16 protein-coding genes are annotated in these 18,241 nt (G+C 66.9%); 10 read left to right on the top strand and 6 right to left on the bottom strand.

Annotation, left to right across the window (positions count from 1 at the left end; translation table 11 throughout):
• Positions 1–26: 26 nt before the first annotated feature.
• A complete protein-coding gene (locus MBA17_RS31145) occupies positions 27–1,709 on the bottom strand; it encodes a PucR family transcriptional regulator (RefSeq protein WP_238500317.1) in 1,683 nt (560 codons plus the stop codon).
• A 119-nt stretch (positions 1,710–1,828) separates the two neighbouring features.
• On the opposite strand from MBA17_RS31145, the gene MBA17_RS31140 reads away from it, so the two are divergent.
• The 6 genes from MBA17_RS31140 to MBA17_RS31115 all read left to right on the top strand — a co-directional run bounded on the left by MBA17_RS31140 (position 1,829) and on the right by MBA17_RS31115 (position 7,863).
• Positions 1,829–3,097 (top strand): alpha-hydroxy acid oxidase, encoded by a 1,269-nt coding sequence (locus tag MBA17_RS31140; protein ID WP_238500316.1) that lies wholly within the window; start codon positions 1,829–1,831, stop codon positions 3,095–3,097.
• A 37-nt stretch (positions 3,098–3,134) separates the two neighbouring features.
• Positions 3,135–4,058, top strand: coding sequence for a transporter substrate-binding domain-containing protein (locus MBA17_RS31135; protein ID WP_238500315.1), 924 nt, complete (start codon positions 3,135–3,137; stop codon positions 4,056–4,058).
• Positions 4,059–4,069: 11 nt separating this feature from the next.
• On the top strand, positions 4,070–5,002 hold the full coding sequence (locus tag MBA17_RS31130; protein WP_238500314.1) for an amino acid ABC transporter permease: 933 nt from the start codon (positions 4,070–4,072) through the stop codon (positions 5,000–5,002).
• On the top strand, positions 4,999–5,763 hold the full coding sequence (locus MBA17_RS31125; protein ID WP_274386212.1) for an amino acid ABC transporter ATP-binding protein: 765 nt from the start codon (positions 4,999–5,001) through the stop codon (positions 5,761–5,763). The genes MBA17_RS31130 and MBA17_RS31125 overlap by 4 nt, the downstream gene beginning before the upstream one ends.
• A gap of 30 nt (positions 5,764–5,793) precedes the next feature.
• Positions 5,794–6,213 (top strand): RidA family protein, encoded by a 420-nt coding sequence (locus MBA17_RS31120; RefSeq protein WP_238500313.1) that lies wholly within the window; start codon positions 5,794–5,796, stop codon positions 6,211–6,213.
• A gap of 642 nt (positions 6,214–6,855) precedes the next feature.
• Complete coding sequence (locus MBA17_RS31115; protein ID WP_238500312.1) at positions 6,856–7,863, top strand: RNA polymerase subunit sigma-70; 1,008 nt, start codon at positions 6,856–6,858, stop codon at positions 7,861–7,863.
• A gap of 327 nt (positions 7,864–8,190) precedes the next feature.
• Here MBA17_RS31115 and MBA17_RS31110 read toward each other — a convergent pair whose 3' ends face one another.
• The 4 genes from MBA17_RS31110 to MBA17_RS31095 all read right to left on the bottom strand — a co-directional run bounded on the left by MBA17_RS31110 (position 8,191) and on the right by MBA17_RS31095 (position 10,739).
• Positions 8,191–8,757 (bottom strand): dihydrofolate reductase family protein, encoded by a 567-nt coding sequence (locus MBA17_RS31110; RefSeq protein ID WP_238500311.1) that lies wholly within the window; start codon positions 8,755–8,757, stop codon positions 8,191–8,193.
• 105 nt (positions 8,758–8,862) lie between these two features.
• Positions 8,863–9,261, bottom strand: coding sequence for a hypothetical protein (locus tag MBA17_RS31105; protein ID WP_238500310.1), 399 nt, complete (start codon positions 9,259–9,261; stop codon positions 8,863–8,865).
• A 57-nt stretch (positions 9,262–9,318) separates the two neighbouring features.
• Positions 9,319–10,452 (bottom strand): retropepsin-like aspartic protease, encoded by a 1,134-nt coding sequence (locus tag MBA17_RS31100; protein WP_238500309.1) that lies wholly within the window; start codon positions 10,450–10,452, stop codon positions 9,319–9,321.
• On the bottom strand, positions 10,449–10,739 hold the full coding sequence (locus MBA17_RS31095; RefSeq protein ID WP_238500308.1) for a helix-turn-helix domain-containing protein: 291 nt from the start codon (positions 10,737–10,739) through the stop codon (positions 10,449–10,451). Before MBA17_RS31095 ends, MBA17_RS31100 begins: the two co-directional genes overlap by 4 nt.
• A 509-nt stretch (positions 10,740–11,248) precedes the next feature.
• On the opposite strand from MBA17_RS31095, the gene MBA17_RS31090 reads away from it, so the two are divergent.
• Both MBA17_RS31090 and MBA17_RS31085 read left to right on the top strand, forming a co-directional pair.
• Positions 11,249–11,920, top strand: a complete 672-nt coding sequence (locus MBA17_RS31090; RefSeq protein WP_238500307.1) for a DUF4097 family beta strand repeat-containing protein — start codon at positions 11,249–11,251, stop codon at positions 11,918–11,920.
• 75 nt (positions 11,921–11,995) lie between these two features.
• Positions 11,996–13,129: a serine hydrolase domain-containing protein gene (locus MBA17_RS31085; RefSeq protein WP_238500306.1), complete on the top strand. Its 1,134-nt coding sequence runs from the start codon at positions 11,996–11,998 to the stop codon at positions 13,127–13,129.
• A 40-nt stretch (positions 13,130–13,169) separates the two neighbouring features.
• On the opposite strand, the gene MBA17_RS31080 is transcribed toward MBA17_RS31085, so the two are convergent.
• The gene (locus tag MBA17_RS31080) at positions 13,170–13,349 is read right to left on the bottom strand and encodes a hypothetical protein (RefSeq protein ID WP_238500305.1); all 180 of its coding nucleotides are present in this window, start codon (positions 13,347–13,349) and stop codon (positions 13,170–13,172) included.
• A gap of 441 nt (positions 13,350–13,790) precedes the next feature.
• Here MBA17_RS31080 and MBA17_RS31075 point away from each other — a divergent pair, with 441 nt between their 5' ends.
• Together MBA17_RS31075 and MBA17_RS31070 are read left to right on the top strand one after the other, a co-directional pair.
• Entirely contained in the window at positions 13,791–15,014 is a 1,224-nt protein-coding gene (locus MBA17_RS31075) for a PP2C family protein-serine/threonine phosphatase (protein WP_238500304.1), read from the top strand.
• Positions 15,015–15,464: 450 nt separating this feature from the next.
• A complete protein-coding gene (locus MBA17_RS31070; protein WP_238500303.1) occupies positions 15,465–18,152 on the top strand; it encodes a zinc metalloprotease in 2,688 nt (895 codons plus the stop codon).
• Positions 18,153–18,241 lie beyond the last annotated feature (89 nt).

Here is an 18,241-nt window from a genome sequence, read left to right as displayed (position 1 = left end):
CGGCCGCTGTCGTCCGTTCGCCCTGGCTAGGGAGCGCCGGACAGCTCAGAGATGGACAAGCGCAGCCACGCCCAGAGTCTTGAGTTCGGATCCTCCAGATCCAGTTCGAACTCCTCTGCCAGTCGCGTCATCCGGTAGCGCACGGTGTTGTTGTGCACTTGCAGGCTCGCAGCCATCGCGGAGATGTTCGTGTTGTGGACGAAGTACGCGAGCAGCGTCGGCAGGTAGTCAGTGCCGTGCTCCTGGTCATGTCGTCTGAGACGGTCGATTCCATCGTCGAAGTGCAGGCCTGCGTCGGCGACGAAGTGACCGATCTTCAACAGGCTGAGCGGTGCCCTGTGATCTTCGTACATCCCGGAGATGTGTTGGGTGTCAGGCCATGCGCCCCTCCTATACAGCTTGCCCAAGTAGTGCAGCGTCTCCAATGCCTCGTCCTTGGACTGCGCCACCTGCTCGATCTTCGGCGCGATGCTGCCAACGGAGGCGATGAGGGGACACGTTGTGATTGTGTGCGCGTAGGTGCAGATCTCCTCGATCACCCGCCGTTGCGTTGCTCTGGGGTTCGCGCCGTCGGCGGGCAGTAAGGCGTAGACCACCGAGTCGATGACCGCGCTGTGGCTTGTTCCGAACTGGACATTGCAGATGGTCGTGATCAGATGCAGCAGACGTCGGACCTCCCGAACCGCGTCGAGGTTTCCGCGCTCGGGCCGAACGATGCTGAATGCGGCGACCGCGATCTCGTGGGCGCCATCCAGCCCCAGTTGGGCGGCTGCGAAGGGAGCGCTGGGCGGATCGTCCACGAGCGTGCGGATCAGATCGCTGCTACGCCGTTGACCAAAGTCAGATTCTGAACGCGCATGGAGCATATGCAAACCCGCCAGGTCCCCCATCCTGTCCAAGGCCTGCAGCGCGGCTGCCCGCTTCTCATCGCCGGGGTCGATGACCCAGATGGACCCGAGCAGTTCTCCGCCTGCCCGCACTGCCAACGCGAGTCGGTCCATCCCTGCGTAGGGGGAGGGCATGACCAATGCGTTGTCAGAGGCGTAGACCTTTTTGAAGCCCGGGTCGAATGCGGGGGGCTCGGCCTCCTGCAGGGTCAGGGTAGTAAGGCGCCGGATCTCGTCGATCGGCTGTCCGGGCAACGTCGAGTAGCCGACGACATTGCCGAACGTGTCCACGATGCTGGCTGCGCCGTCGGTGATCGATGCGATGGCGTTGGCGAATGCGTACAGGTCACCGAGCCGGACCCCTGACACGGTGTCGACTGCGGCTCCTACGACGGCAGATCTCGCGAGGGCGGCCAGACGGGCCCAGTCGGCGTCGTGGGGGGCGACCAGCATCGCCATGCTGTGCCTGTCGGCGGCTGAGCCCAGGAGTTGGAGGTTTGCGCTATACGCCTTCACCACGACGGCCGCGGCGTTTCCCGCAGCAGCTCGCTGCAGGAGTGTGTCGAACTCAGGCGAGCCGTAGGTGCAGCCGACCGCGAGGATGATGCGCCCGTCCAGGCTCGTCCAGTCGTCGACGGGGTCGTAGAGCATGACGTCAGTGACGGGCCGCTCGGTGGTGTCCGAGCGGGGGTTGGCGTGTACGAGGTCGGACTGCATGAGTCTCACGCAGTCGGCCAGGCGAACGATCGATCTCGCTTCGTCAGAGCCGTGCGTCACGCTGACCGCCGTCGACTGTCGCGGATGCAACCCACCATCAGCCATGGGCTTGGACGCTAGCACAATCATGATGCGTAGTTTCTGGACATTTTTACATTTACCTTGGATGTGACGAAAGTCATTGTTGGGGCGGGCCAACCCCACATTCACCAGAGAGGTACTACGTGAAGTTCAAGGACCTGCGGACCCTGGCCTCGGTACAGGCCCCCGCCAGATCCGTCTCCGAGCGCCTCGAGAGGAGCTGCTTCAGTGTCGAAGACGTCCGCCGCATCGCGGCCCGCCGGCTCCCCAAGAGCATCTTCGACTACATGGAAGGTGGGGGAGAGGACGAGGCCTCGCTGCGACGCAACCAGGAGGCCTACTCCGACTGGTCATTCGTCCCGAGGTGGGGCTCTGTTGCGAACCTCGACATCAGCAGCTCGTTGCTCGGCGGACCGGCTTCCATGCCCCTGTACCTCACACCCACCGGTGGTACTCGCCTGTTTCACCCCGAAGGCGAGATCGCAGTGGCCCTGGCAGCACAAAAGGCAGGCCTGCCCTTCGGACTCGCGGGCCTGAGCAATACGCCCATGGAGGCCGTCAGCGCTGCTGCGCCCTCGTTGCGCCGGTTCTTCAACTTCTCCCTCACGACCGACAAGGGCCTGCTCCAGGCGCTCGTCGACCGGACGGCAAGCGCCGGCTACGAAGGTCTGATCATCAACGTGGACTGCCGGGCGATCGGGCACCGCGAGCGCGACTACCGCAATGGATTCACGGCTCCGCCGTCGATCCGCGGCAAGACCGTCATCGAAGGGGCGCTGCACCCTCGATGGGCCCTGCGCTTCCTGGCCAGTGACGCGATCGCCTTCCCCAATCTGAGCGGCGAGGCCTCGACCGGCCCGCTCACGAGCACGCCGGACATGTGGCGCTCACTCCTCGCCGGCAGTTACGAGCCAACCGACTGGAGGGACATCGAGGACCTGCGCGAGCGATGGCGCGGTCCCATCATCGTCAAGGGCTGCGTCAGCGCCGATGACGCCCTGGTCGCCGCTGGAATCGGCATCGACGCCGTCCAGGTGAGCAACCATGGCGGCCGCCAGCTCGACCACATGGCCGCACCGCTGGACGTCTTGCCCGAGATCGTCGACAAGGCCGCAGGCCGCGTGGAAATCATCGTCGACGGTGGCATTCGTCGCGGCACCGATGTGGTGAAGGCCCTCGCGCTCGGGGCTGATGCCTGCGCCATCGGCCGGCCCTACCTCTACGGCGTGGCGGCCGCCGGGCAGCCCGGCGTGGAGCACGTCCTCAACCTGTTTCGCGCCGAAATCACCAGAACGATGATGCTCCTCGGCGTCACAAGTATCAAGGAACTGCGGACCCGAGGCAGGGACCTGCTGCGACACCGTAGCGACGCACCCGGCCCCCGGGCACGCCCCACAAGCACCCACATTTAGGTCCGCCATGCAGCACCAAGTGCAATGGAAGTTTCAGATGAACACCCTCTTCACCATCAAGCGCCCTAGTCGCCTCCGGGCCGTCGTGGCCACGGCCGTCGCGCTGCCCCTCCTCTCCTTGCTCGCAGCCTGTGGTTCAGGTACCGACAACAAATCGTCGGCGTCGGCGTCGGCGCCGTCCATGGCTGCCGACTCGAAGGCTGCGGGACTGCTGCCCGGCTCGATCAAGTCCAGCAAGGTCCTTCGGGTCGCCATCCCCACCAACGAGCCTCCCACGCAGTACTACAAGGAGGGTACGAAGGAGATGACGGGGATCAACCCCGACATCGCTCGCCTCATCGGTGACGCGCTCGGCGTTGAGGTACAGATCGAGGTGGCCAACTTCGACTCCATCATTCCGGGGCTCGCGGCGGGCCGATACGACATGACGGTCTCGTCGATGACCCCCACCGCGGAGCGGATGAAGGTCCTCAACTTCGTCGACTACCTCTCCATCGGCAACTCCATCGCTGTCGCGAAGGGCAATCCGGTCGGCATCAAGGACGAGCACGGCTTGTGCGCGAAGCAGGTCGGTTTCCTTACCGCTTCCTACCAGCTGACGACCCACGTTCCCAAGTACAACAAGGAGTGCGCCAGCAAGGGCGAGAAGGACATCACCACGTACCAGTACCAGGACACTCGTCAGGCCATCTCTGCCCTCACGAGCGGACGACTCGATGCGGTGCTGGCCGACTCGCCGATCATGGGCTACGCGGCGACGCAGAACCCGCAGATCCAGGTGGTCGCCAACTACGGCGTGGACCCCGTCGGTGTGGGCATGCCGAAGTCCTCGGGCCTGATCGATGCAGTCGGTCCTGCCGTGGCCGCCGTGATCAAGAGCGAGGGATATGCAAAGGTGCTCAGCACGTACGGCATCGAAAGCGCAGCAATCACCGACGCTCGCGTCAACTTTGCTCAGTAGTGGTGCCTGACATGCAGAAGCAGTCCAGGTCCCCAGGAACGGTCACTCCCGATGCGGCGGTTCGTGATGCCACGGACGAGGCGACCACGGTGGTGCCGCTCAAGCACAACGTCCGGCTGGCCGTAGCAATCGTGCTGCTTGTCGTGGCAGCAGCTGTCGCCTTCAGCGTGGCGACCAACGAGAACTACCGATGGGGGGTCGTTCGCTCCTACCTGTTCAACGATCAGATTCTGGCCGGAGCCGGCCTTACGCTCCTGCTGACCTTGATCTCCATGACAGCCGGCATCCTCCTGGGCACGGTCCTGGCGATCATGCGTCTCTCGGCCAACCCCATCGTCAGCACGCTGAGTCGCGGCTACATCTGGTTCTTCCGCGGTACACCGCTGTTGGTGCAACTGATCTTCTGGTACAACATCGCCGCGCTGTACCCCATCATCAGCATCGGAGTCCCCTTCGGAGGGCCTTCGATCGGGATCGCCTCGGCCAACCAGCTCATCACCCCGCTCGGGGCGGCCCTCCTAGGCCTCTCGCTCAACGAGGCTGCGTACATGGCGGAGATCATCCGAGGTGGAATCGGATCGGTCGACCGCGGTCAGACCGAAGCCGCACGAGCTCTGGGGATGAGCGGCGGCAAACTGATGCGGCGCATCGTGCTACCCCAGGCGATGCGGGTCGTGCTACCCCCGACGGGCAATCAAGTCATCTCGATGCTCAAGGGCACCTCGCTGGTCAGCGTGCTCGCGATCTCCGACCTGCTCTACTCCGCGCAGATCATCTACGCGGCGAACTATCAGACGATCGCGCTGCTCATCGTCGCCAGTCTCTGGTACCTGCTCATGACGACGATCTTGTCCTTCTTCCAGAACAAGATCGAGCGCCGCTACGGCCGCGGATTCGACACACCACCGCGGCGTGTACGCCACAAAACGAGGACGGCCTCATGAGCACCCCGATGGTGGCAGCCCAGAACGTTCGAAAGAACCTAGGCTCCACGGAGATCCTCAAGGGCATCAACCTCGAAGTGGCCAAAGGTTCAGTTACCTGTCTGATCGGGCCGTCGGGTTCAGGCAAGACGACCTTCCTGCGGTGCATCAATCACCTGGAGAAGGTCGATGCCGGGCGGCTCTACGTCGACGGGCAGCTCGTTGGCTACACCGAGCGCAACGGGAAGCTCTACGAGAAGAAGGAGCGCGAGACCGCGAAGTCGAGACTCAGCGTCGGCATGGTCTTCCAGCGCTTCAACCTGTTCCCGCACATGACTGTGCTCGCGAACGTCGTAGAGGCGCCGATTCAGGTGCAGCGTCGTCCCCGCAAGGAGATCACCGCCGAGGCTCAGACGCTTTTGGACAGGGTCGGGCTCGGGCACCGCGGCGACGCGTACCCCCAAGAACTTTCCGGTGGCCAGCAGCAACGGATTGCCATCGCCCGGGCACTGGCCATGAAGCCGAATCTCATGCTGTTCGACGAGCCCACCTCGGCTCTGGACCCCGAGCTGGTGGGGGAGGTCCTCGACGTGATGCGCGACCTCGCCGAGGCCGGTATGACCATGGTCGTGGTCACCCACGAGCTGGGCTTCGCCAAGCAGGTCTGTGACCAGGTGGTGTTCATGGACGACGGTGTCGTCGTCGAGAGCGGCCCCCCCAGCCAATTGCTCGACTGCCCTCAGCACGAACGGACTCAGGCTTTCTTGTCCAAGGTGCTCTAGCCACCCCACCCACGACGCCGAAGGCTCCACATGTCGATCCAGACGATCAGCACCGACCTCGCTCCGCGCCCGGCAGGTCCCTACTCCCAGGCCATCGCCGTCAACGGATTCGTGTACACGGCTGGTCAAACCCCTCACCATCCCGTGACCGGAGAAGCGATCGGCACGACGATCGAGGAACAGACCCGGCAGACCATCGAGAACCTGAAGGCCGTCCTGGCCGCCGGCGGACTCGCTTTGACCGACGTCGTGAAGGCGACAGTGCACCTCCACGAACCGGAGCGTGATCGCTCAGGTTTCAACGCCGTCTATGGGGAGTACTTCAGCTCCCCCTACCCGGTACGCACCACCGTCGGGTCCTTCCTCGGCAACTTCTTGGTGGAGATCGACGTCGTGGCCGCTATCCCTGCGACGCAAACGACGACGACCAAGGCAACGCCCCGGGGGTAGTCCGGCCAATCCGACATGTGGGAGTGGGGCGACGGGGGCATTTTGCGGTTTTGTCGCCCCGGCCAAGGCACTCCGGGCAGGCGACATGAGCCAGGTGCGAGCCAACCCCGACGACTGGTAGAACCGCGATCTCGTGACCCGTTGGTGAGCACAGCTGTCTCATTCGGTGAGCTCTGAGAACGACGGCATGATCGGCACGTGGGTCTTCTACCACTTGCTGACCACCTTCGACTACGCGTGCCGGTGTGGCGGGCCATCTCGATGGCCGAGATCAGCAAGACGATGGCCAGGATGGGGATGAGGACCAGGTTCGGCATGACGCCGAGCAGGAGGCGGCCGAGCAGAGCGCCGGTAATGGAGCCAGGCGATGACAGATGCTCTTTCCGAGCACGCACGTACGGGGTCCCCGTAGTTCTCAGGAAATTTCGGGCGGATATGTTGACCTGCGGTGATTCTGATCAGTGCGTGACCATGCGGGCGGCGAGTTCCTCCGCGCTGGGCGTTTAGGTTGCACGTCCCCTGGATCGACCCGACCCACCCGGCCTGACGAACGGCCTGGTGTCAGCGGCTTCACCGATCAGAAATCCTCCGCCACGTCGTCAGTTCTGGTAGCCCCTCGCACCGGTGGAAGGATTGATGACCATGACCGACGCCAGACTGCTGGGCGCCGACGAGGCCACGTTCATCGCGGCGGTCCGCTCAGACGACACGGCGAGTTTCGCACTCCTCACGGAGCGCCACCGCCGTGAGCTGCAGGTGCACTGCTACCGGATGCTCGCGAACTACGAGGACGCCCAGGACATGACGCAGGAGACGTTCCTGCGAGCGTGGAACAAGCGGGAGTCGTTCAAGGGCCATGCCGCGCTGCGGACCTGGCTGTACCGGATCGCGACGAACGCCTGCCTCGACTTCCTGGAGAAGCGCAACGACCGCACACCCATACCATCCGAGCTGCCGGACCCCGGCTCCGAGATGCTGTACCTGCAGCCGTACCCCGACCGGATGCTCCCGGAGGACCCGCAGGAATCGGTGGTGGCGCGGGAGACGATCGAGCTGGCGTTCATCGTCGCCGTCCAGCACCTGCCACCGCGGCAGCGGGCGGTGTTCATCCTGCGCGACGTCCTAGGCTGGCCGGCGTCGAAGGCCGCCGACGCCCTCGAGCTGACCGTCGCATCGGTGACCAGCGCACTGCAGCGGGCGCGCGTGACGATGCGTGAGCAGCTACCCGACCGCCGCCTCGACTGGCGGAGCCCCGCCACCCACGAGCTGTCGAATGACGAGCGCGGCGTGGTGAAGTCGTATATCGACGCCCATGAGCGCAACGACCTCGACGGGCTGATGTCCCTACTGCGCGACGACCTGCGCTTCGCGATGCTGCCCGAGCCGGGCACCTTGATCGTCACGGCCAAAGACGCGGTGGACGGCTGGGTCTCCGCTGGGCTCTTCCAGCGCGGCTACGACGACTGGCGCTGCATCGCCACGACGGTCAACCGCATGCCTGCCGCCGCGCTGTACCTCCGCACCCCCGGCGACCCGGAGTACCGTTTGTTCACCATCGCGGTCCTGCACATCGTCGACGGGAAGATCGCCGAGCTCACCGGATTCGACGCCACCGACAAACCATGGCTGGGCCTGCCCCCGACACTGTGATCAGACAAGTCCCCATCGTCGACGAATCCAGCGCACGGGCCGCCATCACCGAAGTCACCGCGGAATGAGCACCCCGACCAGCTGAACACCAACGCGACAACTCGAACACCACCGCCCCGCCGGCGTTGCCGGCGGGGCATCTTTATGCCCCGAAGAACATCGTCATGATCAACGACGCCGTCGTCCTCATCTCCAGCGAGTCGGTCAACAGCTCACTCGGAACGCAAGGAAGGGCCGGGAAAAGGTTCCCTCATCGCCGAGGGTCACGGTGAGCACGCCAGGAAGGATTTCGACCCGGCCTCACGAGCCGAGCATTTTGGCCCGTGCTCATCGCCTCGTCTCGTATCGAGTCAGCACCACGCCGCCGGGAAACGTCCGCGTCTCCACCAGGGTCAGGTTCACCCAGCTGTCCAGCGCCGTGAAGAACGGCGTGCCGCCGCCCACCAGGACCGGGTAGGTGGCCAGGGCGTACTCGTCGATCAGCCCGGCCCGCATGGCCGCCCCGGCGAGCGTTGCGCCGCCGATGCCCATCGGGGCGCCGTCCTCGGCCTTGAGCCGGGTGATCTCGGCGACCGCGTCGCCGGTGACCAGGCGGGTGTTCCAGTCGACCTTGTCGACCGTCGAGGAGAACACAACCTTCGGCGTGTCCCGCCAGTTCCGCGCGAACTCGATCTCCGCCGGGGTGGCGTTGGGCTGCTGGTCGCCGGTCGGCCAGTAGGAGCTCATCGTCTCCCACAGCTTGCGCCCGTACAGCGACAGGCCGCTCGCCCGCTCCCCGTCGAGCCACCACTGGAACAGCTCGTCGCTCGGCGGCCCGCCCCAGCCGATGTCGTCGCCGGGCGCGGCGATGTAGCCGTCCAGGGTCACGTTCATGCCGAAGATCAGTTTCCGCATCGTGCCAACCTCCCGTGAGTCGATCTCACACGTACAGACGGGCCCGGCGCGGAAACCTAATCGGTGCGCGATCTGCGTCCGCAGATGGTCCCCCGGGTTCCGGACTCAGCACGGCGTACCCGGCGGGCTCGAGCACCACCCACCGGATCTCGATTTCACCCTCGCACGGGCAGCGGCGCACCATGGCCGACTCTCCCCGACCGCTGTTGCAGGTGGCCGGGGAAGGCCTTCCCCGGCCACCTGCAACAGCGGCGATCGCTGCGCTGGCCGGGCCCGTGAGGGATGGGTCTGGGCGACCAGCTCGCGCAACGCGTCGTAGAGGCTGGAGGGCATGGTGTGGGCGCGGTTGACCACCACGGCGTGCAACCGGTAGCCGAGCGTCCAGGACACGGTGCACTCCCACGTCAGCCTGGGCAGGCGTCCGTCGACCCGCTCGGGCAGGACTTTTCCGAGCGCGTCGAGCACGCTGTAGGTCAGGTCGCGGACCGAGCCGATGTAGGGCATGGAGCCCAGGACCAGCACCCCGGCGTCGGGGTCGTTGAGCCGGCGCAGCGCTGAGGCTCAGGATCGGAACGTGTACTCGTGCCGGTCGAAGTCCAGCGTCCAGGCGTACTCGGCGAAGAACGCCTGCGAGAGCAGCCCGTCGATCGTGACGCCGCCGAACCGGGACCAGGGCGCGGTCCTGCCGGGAGCGACCGACATGAGGTGCCCCGGCTGCTCCAGCGCCCCCAGCCGCAGGGGATGGGCCGCCTTCAGGTGGGTGGCGGCGAGGTCGGCGCGTGGGATTCCCCACGAGCGGTACTGGGATCTGGTGGCCAGCACGGCCGCCTGCCGGGTCGTACCGTCCTCGTCCTCCAGCACGTGGACCAGGCCTGAGTCGACGAAGAAGGTCAGGTCGCGGTGGTGGCCATAACCGCCCCTAGCGAACATGAAGTGGTCGCCCCACAGGTAGAAGGGCACGCGGGTGCCGTCGGGCGGGGAGCGGTGCCCGCACGGGGCGAGGAGCAGGTGGCCGGCCGGGGTGTCGATGGTGGGCAGGAAACGCCGCAACAGGCAGGTGCCCATGATCACGAGATCTTGGGGGCCGGTCAGGGTGGGGACGACGTCCACGGGCACGTTCGTCAGCATCGCGCCGCCGAGGGCCAGCTCGCGGGCGATGCCGGTGCGGACCGGCGTACGGGTGACGCCGTGGAAGCGGCGCCCGTTCGGCACGGTCTCGATGCCCGTCGCCGCCGCCCGCTCGGTGCCCATCACCAGGAACGTGCCCCCGGTGTCCAGGTGGAGCAGGGTCCGGTGGCCGTTCAGCGTGCCTTCGACGGCGGGCAGGTACGCGGCCAGCGGGTGGTCGCCGAACGGGAGCCGGACGGGCTCGGCCGCCTTCACCATCATCGGGTGGTCGCGCCGCAGCGCCAGATCGGGCGGGATGCGGCGGCGCCGGCGGCGTAAGTGCTCGCAGGCCCGGTCCACCTGGTCCAGGTGCAGCCAGGCGTGCGCCACCGGCTCGTCGAGCGCGCGGAGCCGGAGCCCGCCCGCGAGGGACTCGTAGCGGGCCAGCGCCCGCTCGAACCGGCCGCGTACCAGGTCGGCCAGAACCAGCAGGTTCTGGTCCCCTGCCTCGGCCGCCAGCCGCGCGGCCTCCTCGACATGCCCCGAGGTCCATGCCCGCCGCGCCTCGGTGGGTCGTGATGGCGTCATTCCGGCTCCTGTCCCGGCTCGTCCGCGAGCGTGCCCGGGCCGGCGTCGAGCGCGGCGGCGAGGATGGCGAGCAGCGGGATGACAGCCCGCGCGACGACCTCGAACGCGCCCCGCCGCCGCTGCGTGATCAGTCCGGCCCGCTGCAGCTCGCGCAGGTGGTGGTACAGGTGGCCGGTCGAGCTCTCGCCGCCCAGCGTCTCCTGCAACTCGGCCCGGCTGCGGGGCCCGCCGACGAGCGCCGCGAGCAGCGCCAGCCGCCGTTCCAGCGCCGCCAGACGATCCTTCACGTAACCTCCTCCGCTTTTCCGTAATTACGGAAAAGCGTACGTAGGTGGTGACGTGCCGTCAAGCAGTGGGTGAGCGGCGTATGCAGCGTCTCGGCGGGCTCAGCGGTACGGCACCAGGCCAACGCGGCCAGCAGCGACGGCGACCGCGGAGCGGGCTACGGCTGCGGCGGTTTGCTGGCGCTGTTGGTGTGGTTGAAGGCGGACCGGTGGTTGGGGTGTGTCCCGAAGTTGGCCGATGTCCCGGGGGTGGCCTCCGAGGCTGCCTGCCCGTGATCTGAAGGTGGCTCAGGTGACGCTGTCGCGGTCTGCGGTGTCTCCACGATAGCGTTCACCCTCAATCCATTGCAACGAACAGATGAGCGTTGTTGCATTAGATTCTGAAACCATTGCAACGAATCACCTACCTACACCTGCGACGATGGCCAGTGCACGCAATGAATCGGTTGCCTCATCTGGAAATGCAACGTAGTGTTTCCCTCATCAGAAACAACAAGCCGAAGGAAAACACGATGCAGAAGTTCGACACCCCCACCCCGATGACCGCCATCCTCGACATCCCCGCCGGCCGCATCCAGCTCATCGCCGCCGACCGAGCCGACACCACAGTCGAAATCCTCCCCGCGAACGCCTCCAAGAGCCGCGACGTGAAGACGGCGGAACAGACCGAGGTCACCTACCGCGACGGCGTCCTGCAGATCAAGGCCCCGGAGGCGAAGAACCAGATCCTCGGCCCTTCCGGATCCATCGAAGTGACCGTCCAACTGCCCGCCGGCTCCCGCATCGAAGCGAAGACGGCCCTCGCCGAGTTCCGAGGCGTCGGACGACTCGGCGACATAACCTTCGAAGGCGCGCAGGGCTCGATCAAGCTCGACGAAGCCGCGAGCGCCCGCCTCACCCTCCAGTCCGGCGACATCTCCGTCGGCCGCCTGAACGGCCCCGCAGAGATCAGCACCCAAAAGGGCGACCTCCACATCACCGAGGCCGTGCGCGGCACCCTCACGCTACGCACCGAATCCGGCGAGATCTCCGTCGGCGCCGCCCGCGGAGCCTCCGCCACCCTGGACGCCGGTACCACCTACGGCCGGATCCACAACGCGCTCAAGAACACCGACGGCGCCGAGGCCGCCCTGACCATCCACGCGACCACCGCCTACGGCGACATCACCGCCCGCAGCCTGTAAGACAAGCACCCCTCAGACGCGGCGACCCCACCCGTTCAGGTGAATTTCGTACCAGTTCCAAAGGAGCACACCACCATGTCCACCACCCTCACCGACCAGGACCGCCCGGAACTGCAGAAAACCATCGAGGAAATGGTCGATTCCGGCTTCACCGGGGTGACGCTGCGCGTCCACGACGAGCAGGGTGAGTGGATCGGCAGCGCCGGGGCGGCCGAGCCGGGCGGGACCGCGAAGCCCCCGACGAACGGACACGTCCGGATCGGCAGCAACACCAAGACCTTCACCGCGACCCTCGTCCTGCAACTGGTCGCCGAGGGCAAGATCGAACTGGACACCCCGGCGGATCACTACCTGCCCGAATTCGGGCTGGACCGGCGGATCACAGTGCGGATGCTGCTGCAGCACACCAGCGGGGTGTTCAACCACACCGGCGAATACTACGACGACGGGACGTACGCACCGGGGATCCCCGCCACGACCGCGGGCCAGGAGTGGGTGGACAACCGATTCCACACCTACCAGCCCGAAGAACTGGTACGGCTGGCGCTGTCCAAACCGGCACGGTTCGAGCCGGGAACGGACTGGAGCTATGCCAACACCAACTACGTGCTGGCCAGGCTGCTGATCGAGAAGGTCACCGGCCGCACCTACGCCGAGGAGATGCAGCGGCTGATCCTGAGGCCGCTCGGCCTGTCGGGCACCATGGCGCCGACCACCCAGACAGAGATCCCCGAGCCGCACGCCCACGCCTACTACCGCTACGAAGAGGACGGCGAGCAGAAGACGATCGACGTCACCCGCCAGAACCCCTCCTGGATCTCCAGCGGCGGCGACATGATCTCGACCACCCAGGACCTGCACACGTTCATCTCCGCGCTGCTGGGCGGCAAGCTCCTGCCGCCCCCGCTGCTGGCCGAGATGTGCACGCCGGAGCCCAAGGTCGGCTACGGCCTGGGGGTGTTCGTGCAGAACACGGGCGAAAACGGCGGCACCGTCATCACCCACAACGGCGGCATGGCGGGCCACGGCGCGCTGATGTACAGCACACCCGACGGCAGCAAAACCCTGACCGCCTCACTGAACTACGTCGACGACGCCGCACTGTCCCTGGGCGAGGCGTTCCAGAAAGCGACGCAAAGGCTCGTCAACGAGGTGTTCGGCGGCGGGCAGACCGGATCGGCTGACGAGACGGCCGAGCCGGCTCAGTAGAAAGGGTCGAGCGGCGTGGACCCGCACGGACCCAGCTCGCTTACCCTGGCCGGCGCCCGCCGGCATGGACGACCAGGTCCACCCGGACCACACGCTGCGGCAGGTCGACGTCGAAGTGCACCCGCAGGGCCGGACGATCGAGTACCACCGGGCACAGGACGTCAAGGCGGTGGTCGTCGGGGTCGATGTACGGCTCGTAGCCGTCCATGGGGTCGGTCATCGGGGCCTCCTTGTGCGTCGCGTCGGACGGGCGTCAGCCACGGGGCCGACGGCAGCGCCGGAACGACAAGCCCCGCTCGACCTGGGAGTTCACAGATGAGCACGATTGAGAAACCGCCTTTGGGGAACATCGCTACAGCGGTTATCGGTGAGACTGATCTTGAACGGTGGAGCATCCCGGCGAGGACGTGACCGCCCGGGGTCCCCGCCGTTCTGGCGACCGGTCAGTGACGGGGGCACCAACGGGTGAACATGCGCTGGTCGTCGCCTGCGCCGAGGCTGAAGGGCAGGGCGACGCAGCCGAGGGGAAGCTCTGGCCGGGGTGTGGACAGCGCGGGCCGACATGGTGCGCATGGCGTCATGGCCGCCCCGGCGGCTTCCCAGGTCAGGTCGTGCGGAGGCGGTGATCGGCGTGGGTGCAGGAGCGAGGGGGAACCCGGCCATGGGCGAGGAGATCGTGGACCGGTCGGAGGGTTTCGGCGAGCGTCTGCTCGGCCTGCTGCTGGACAGGGCGCGGCTGATGCCGCCGCAGCTGATCGCCCCGCTGGTCGCGGAGGAAGTGGCCAGAGTCGGCGGCCGTGACGTCTCCATCCTGCTCCAGGACTACACGCAGGAGCTGCTGGTGCCGCTTCCGGGCAAGAAGCTGTACGTGGGCCAGCCCGAGCCGATGGCCGACTCCCCCGCCGGCCGGGCCTTCCTCCGCATGGAAGTCGTCGAGGTGCCACAGGCCCGCAGCATACGAATGTACCTGCCCCTGCTGGACGGAAGCGATCAGGTGGGGGTGATGGCGCTGACCCTGGACGCCGTCACCGACGACGACCGGCGCCTGCTGCGTCGGCTCGCCGCCCTGGTCGCCGACATGCTGGTCACCAAGAACTCCTACACCGACCAATTCTTCCTGGCCCGGCGTCGGGAGCCGATGACCGTGTCCGCGGAGATCCAATGGAGCCTGCTGCCGCCGCTGTCGATGTCCGTGCCGCAGGTCGAGGTGGCCGGCATCTTGGAGCCCGCCTACCACGCCGCCGGCGACAGCTTCGACTACGCCCTGAACGACAACATCCTGCACGTGGCCGTGATCGACGCGATGGGCCACGGCCTGGACGCCGCCTCGATGGCGACCATCACCATCGGCGCCTACCGGCATGCCCGGCGCGTGTTCGTCAGCCTGGCCGAGAAGTACGCCTTCATGGACGATGCCATCTCCCAGCAGTTCGGGCCCGACCACTTCGTCACGGCGCAGCTGATGCACCTGAACATCACCACCGGTGAGCTGGAACTAGTCAACGCGGGCCACCCCGCGCCGCTGCTGATCCGCGGTGGCCGGGTCGCGCACAGGCTGGAGAGCACGACGACGTTGCCCGTCGGCGTCGGCGGTGAGGTGCCCCGGATCGCAGGACACATGCTCCAGCAGGGCGACCGGGTGCTGTGCTACACCGACGGCATCATCGAGGAGCGCGTCGCCGGCGGGGAGCTGTTCGGTGAGGAACGTCTCATCCGCTGCATCAACCGTCTGGGGGAAGAGTCATCAGAGGCGCTGCGGGCGGATCTGCGTCGGCTCTCCCACACGCTGAAGCGGGAACGGGGTGGGCGCACCAGCGACGACGCCACCCTTTTCATGATCGAGTGGCACGGGGGCGCCGCCGACCACCTCGCGGTTGTTGACTGAGCGTCTCGACGTCAACCGAGTCCGCACCGGCCGGCGCCGCCCACGCGGACGACAGCCCGAGGTGCTGTATCGCGAATTGCTGGCGACGCTGCTGCCGGGAGCGGCCCCGTCGACCGGCTGCCGCGGCTGCTGCGCCGATGTCCGGATGAGGCCATGCGATGGAGCTGTTTGCGGCCCTGCTTCCGGGGGCGGGAGTGACGAAGCCGGCTGTGCCGTACTGCTCGCTGGGCCTGGACCTGCGGCTTCGCATCGGCTCAGGAGAGGTGCGTGCACTGCCTGGCCCTGGCGGGGTGGGTAACCGATGAGGTAATGGGTGATCCGCAAAGAAAATGAGGTGTTCTTCCCGTTTATTTTGGTCCGACCTGACATTTCGTGTTCATTGTGAGTTTTTGCAAGAGTTCTTAGCGTCAGCGGCATGGGCCCGCAGGGCCCGGCCGGGAGGCGCAAAAGATGGGGTTCGTACGGACGAAGACCACTGGGTTCACCGCGATCATCCCGACGCGGAAGGACCCATGGCAGGCGCTCTTCCTGCGCGACGACCAGGTCGCGAAGATCGACATACAGGGCCTGATGTTCGAGGGGCCTCTGGCAGAGGCGTACGGGACGGATCTGGCGGGGCTGCCCGAGCCGTTCGCCAGCTGCACCGATGCGGCCTTCCAGCTCGGCGACCGCGGTGTCCATCGCGAACGCACCCTTTTCATCGCCGGGGACCTGTGCCTGGACTGGCTCTGGGGTGTCGGCCCCCAGTACACCGGACCGGTCACCGGCCTCCCCGACTTCGGGCCCTTCATCCCGCCCGCCTACCGCAGCGAGGTCGATGTCGCACTGCAGTTGCCGGGCGAGTCGGTCGACTCCCGGCGGACCCTGCTGTTCAAGGGCGACCAATGCGTCCTGATCCGTTGGGGCCATGGAGTGGAGTACGAGGGACCCATCACCGGGTTGCCCGACCAGGGATGGAAGTCGCTGCCCAAGCAGCTGAGCGGAGACTTCGACCACGCCGTCCACCTGGCGTCGGAAGACCAGCAGGAGACCCTGTTCATCAAAGGCGACCAGGCGATGATCTTCCACTGGCATATGGGCTGGCGGACGAAGGGCTCATTCGCGCAGGTGCTCAGCGGGCTGGGTTTCCTGCCCGCGCCCTATCGGACCCCCCGGCTTCCGGCCGCCGGCCGTTTCATCGGTACCACCGGCGACATGCGGCTCGACCTGCGGGTCGACCTGGAGGGCGAGCTGCCGGTCGTCAGCGGGGATTTGTTCGTCGTCAGTAGCGGCGGGTACAGCAACTCCTTCGTGTTGAACGGTGGCCAGGCCGTCGCCCTGCCCGCCGCCATCAGCGGCACCGCGACGTTCGCGTTCCGCGCCGCGAGGCAGGTGTCGGTGGCGGTGGACAAGCTCGCCCCCGGCGGCACCGCCACCGCCACGATCAGCGAAACGGACGGCACCAGCACCGTCTACACCTGCTCCTATGTCTCCCGGTTCCTGCGGACCATCGACTGGGAGGTCGACGCCATCGCGGGCACCAAGCTGGCCGGCCAGTACGCCACCACCGCCGACCCCCGCCCGCCCGGCCTGGCCAAGCGGGTGATCACCGTTCAGGCGGTCTACGCCGAGGCCGGGATCGAACTGCGCACCTCCGGCACCCCCAATGAGGTCGCCGTAGGCGCGGCGGGCGAGGACCTGATGTGGTCCAACGCCGAACTGCACGCCGCGATGCTCAGCAACTTCAGCGGCCACGAAGACACCGAACAGTGGAAACTGTGGAGCTTCATGGCCACCCGCCACGCCGACAACGACGGCACCCGGGGCATCATGTTCGACGCCGGAGCCGGAGACAACTTCCAGCGGCAGGGGATCGCCCTGTTCTACACCGACCTGCACCAGCAGGGGTACGCCGGAACCCGCAAGGAACTCCGCACCCACGTCCACGAGATCGGCCACGCCCTCAACCTGTACCACTCCTTCCAGAAGAACCTGGCCCGTCCCCCACAGCCGCTCGGGCCGCGCCAAGGCGCCGGCGACCTGTCGTTCATGCAGTACGTCGACGGATACGAAGGTCCCAACGGAGAGAAAGGCGAGGAGGCCTTCTGGGCGGCGTTCGCCTGGCGGTTCACCGACAATGAGCTGCGGCATCTGCGCCACGGCTTCTACTGGGACGTCGTCATGGGCGGCTTCGCCTTCGGGCAGAACGCCGCCGACCGCCCCGCTGCGCAGCCGATCGATCTACCCCCGCCCGGCCGATCGGGACTGCGGCTGGAGTTGTCCGGACGCGACACCTTTTCCCACGGGGAACCCATCGTCACCGAACTCAAGCTCTCTCTGGACGGCAGTACCCCCCAGGCCGACGCCTTCCCCAACATCAATCCCCGCGGCGACAACCTGACCATCCTGATCACCGACCCGGCCGGAGCCGCCGGCCCCTTCCGTCCGATCGCCCGCGCCTGCGGCGACCACGACCGCCGCGTCACCCTCAACGCCGACACCCCTGCCCTGTACGACAGCGCCTACCTCGGCTACGGCGCCGACGGCCTCACCTTCGCCCAGCCCGGCACCTACCGGCTGCGCGCCGTCTACCGGGCCCCCGACGGCTCCACCGTCACCTCACCCGAACACGCCATCGAGGTCAGCCCGCCACGCGACGACGCCGACCAGGAGGCCGGCGACCTGCTGATGGGCTCCCAGCAGGGCACCCTGCTGGCCCTGCTCGGCTCGGACGCCCCGCAACTGCAAGAGGGCAATGACGCCTTGGACCAGCTTCTCGCCGACCACCCCGACCACCCACTGGCCGTGTACGCGCTGATGGTCAAGGGCACCAACGCCGGCCGCCACTTCCTGACCCTCGGCGAGAACGGCATCGACGTCCGGCCCGCCGAAACCACCACCAGCATCGAACAACTCGGCACGGTCGTGGCGACCACCCTCGATGAGAGCACCGACGCCGGAGTCGACAACATCACCCTCAACGCCACCATGCGCCGCCTGGCCCGCGCGCACGCCCGCGACGGCGACCTCCACCAGGCCGACGCCGTACTGGACCAGCTCGTGGACACCTTCCGCGACAAGGACGTCCCCCCGCCCGTCCTGGCCACCATCGCCGAACAAGCCGAAACGACCCGCATCCAGCTCCACGACCAGGCCTGACGGCCCCCGCACACCCACGCCTCGTCCGCATCGCCCGGCGCCACCGCAGACGGTGAGACCTCATCTGCGGTGGGCCGGCTCACGGTGCG

Origin of the sequence: Dolomitihabitans soli, assembly GCF_022213955.1 — a bacterium.
In the GTDB taxonomy this organism is placed as follows: Bacteria; Actinomycetota; Actinomycetes; order Streptosporangiales; family Streptosporangiaceae; genus Streptosporangium_A; species Streptosporangium_A soli.
This window is presented reverse-complemented; position numbering and strand designations above follow the sequence as displayed.

What these genes read in the sequence shown, in the direction of transcription:
- MBA17_RS31145 (WP_238500317.1), bottom strand. Translation starts at nt 1,709, where the DNA reads ATGGCTGATGGTGGGTTGCATCCGCGACAGTCGACGGCGGTCAGCGTG.
- MBA17_RS31105 (WP_238500310.1), bottom strand. Translation starts at nt 9,261, where the DNA reads ATGCCCTACATCGGCTCGGTCCGCGACCTGACCTACAGCGTGCTCGAC.
- MBA17_RS31115 (WP_238500312.1), top strand. Translation starts at nt 6,856, where the DNA reads ATGACCGACGCCAGACTGCTGGGCGCCGACGAGGCCACGTTCATCGCG.
- MBA17_RS31130 (WP_238500314.1), top strand. Translation starts at nt 4,070, where the DNA reads ATGCAGAAGCAGTCCAGGTCCCCAGGAACGGTCACTCCCGATGCGGCG.
- MBA17_RS31135 (WP_238500315.1), top strand. Translation starts at nt 3,135, where the DNA reads ATGAACACCCTCTTCACCATCAAGCGCCCTAGTCGCCTCCGGGCCGTC.
- MBA17_RS31090 (WP_238500307.1), top strand. Translation starts at nt 11,249, where the DNA reads ATGCAGAAGTTCGACACCCCCACCCCGATGACCGCCATCCTCGACATC.
- MBA17_RS31075 (WP_238500304.1), top strand. Translation starts at nt 13,791, where the DNA reads ATGGGCGAGGAGATCGTGGACCGGTCGGAGGGTTTCGGCGAGCGTCTG.
- MBA17_RS31120 (WP_238500313.1), top strand. Translation starts at nt 5,794, where the DNA reads ATGTCGATCCAGACGATCAGCACCGACCTCGCTCCGCGCCCGGCAGGT.
- MBA17_RS31125 (WP_274386212.1), top strand. Translation starts at nt 4,999, where the DNA reads ATGAGCACCCCGATGGTGGCAGCCCAGAACGTTCGAAAGAACCTAGGC.
- MBA17_RS31080 (WP_238500305.1), bottom strand. Translation starts at nt 13,349, where the DNA reads ATGACCGACCCCATGGACGGCTACGAGCCGTACATCGACCCCGACGAC.
- MBA17_RS31100 (WP_238500309.1), bottom strand. Translation starts at nt 10,452, where the DNA reads ATGACGCCATCACGACCCACCGAGGCGCGGCGGGCATGGACCTCGGGG.
- MBA17_RS31110 (WP_238500311.1), bottom strand. Translation starts at nt 8,757, where the DNA reads ATGCGGAAACTGATCTTCGGCATGAACGTGACCCTGGACGGCTACATC.
- MBA17_RS31085 (WP_238500306.1), top strand. Translation starts at nt 11,996, where the DNA reads ATGTCCACCACCCTCACCGACCAGGACCGCCCGGAACTGCAGAAAACC.
- MBA17_RS31070 (WP_238500303.1), top strand. Translation starts at nt 15,465, where the DNA reads ATGGGGTTCGTACGGACGAAGACCACTGGGTTCACCGCGATCATCCCG.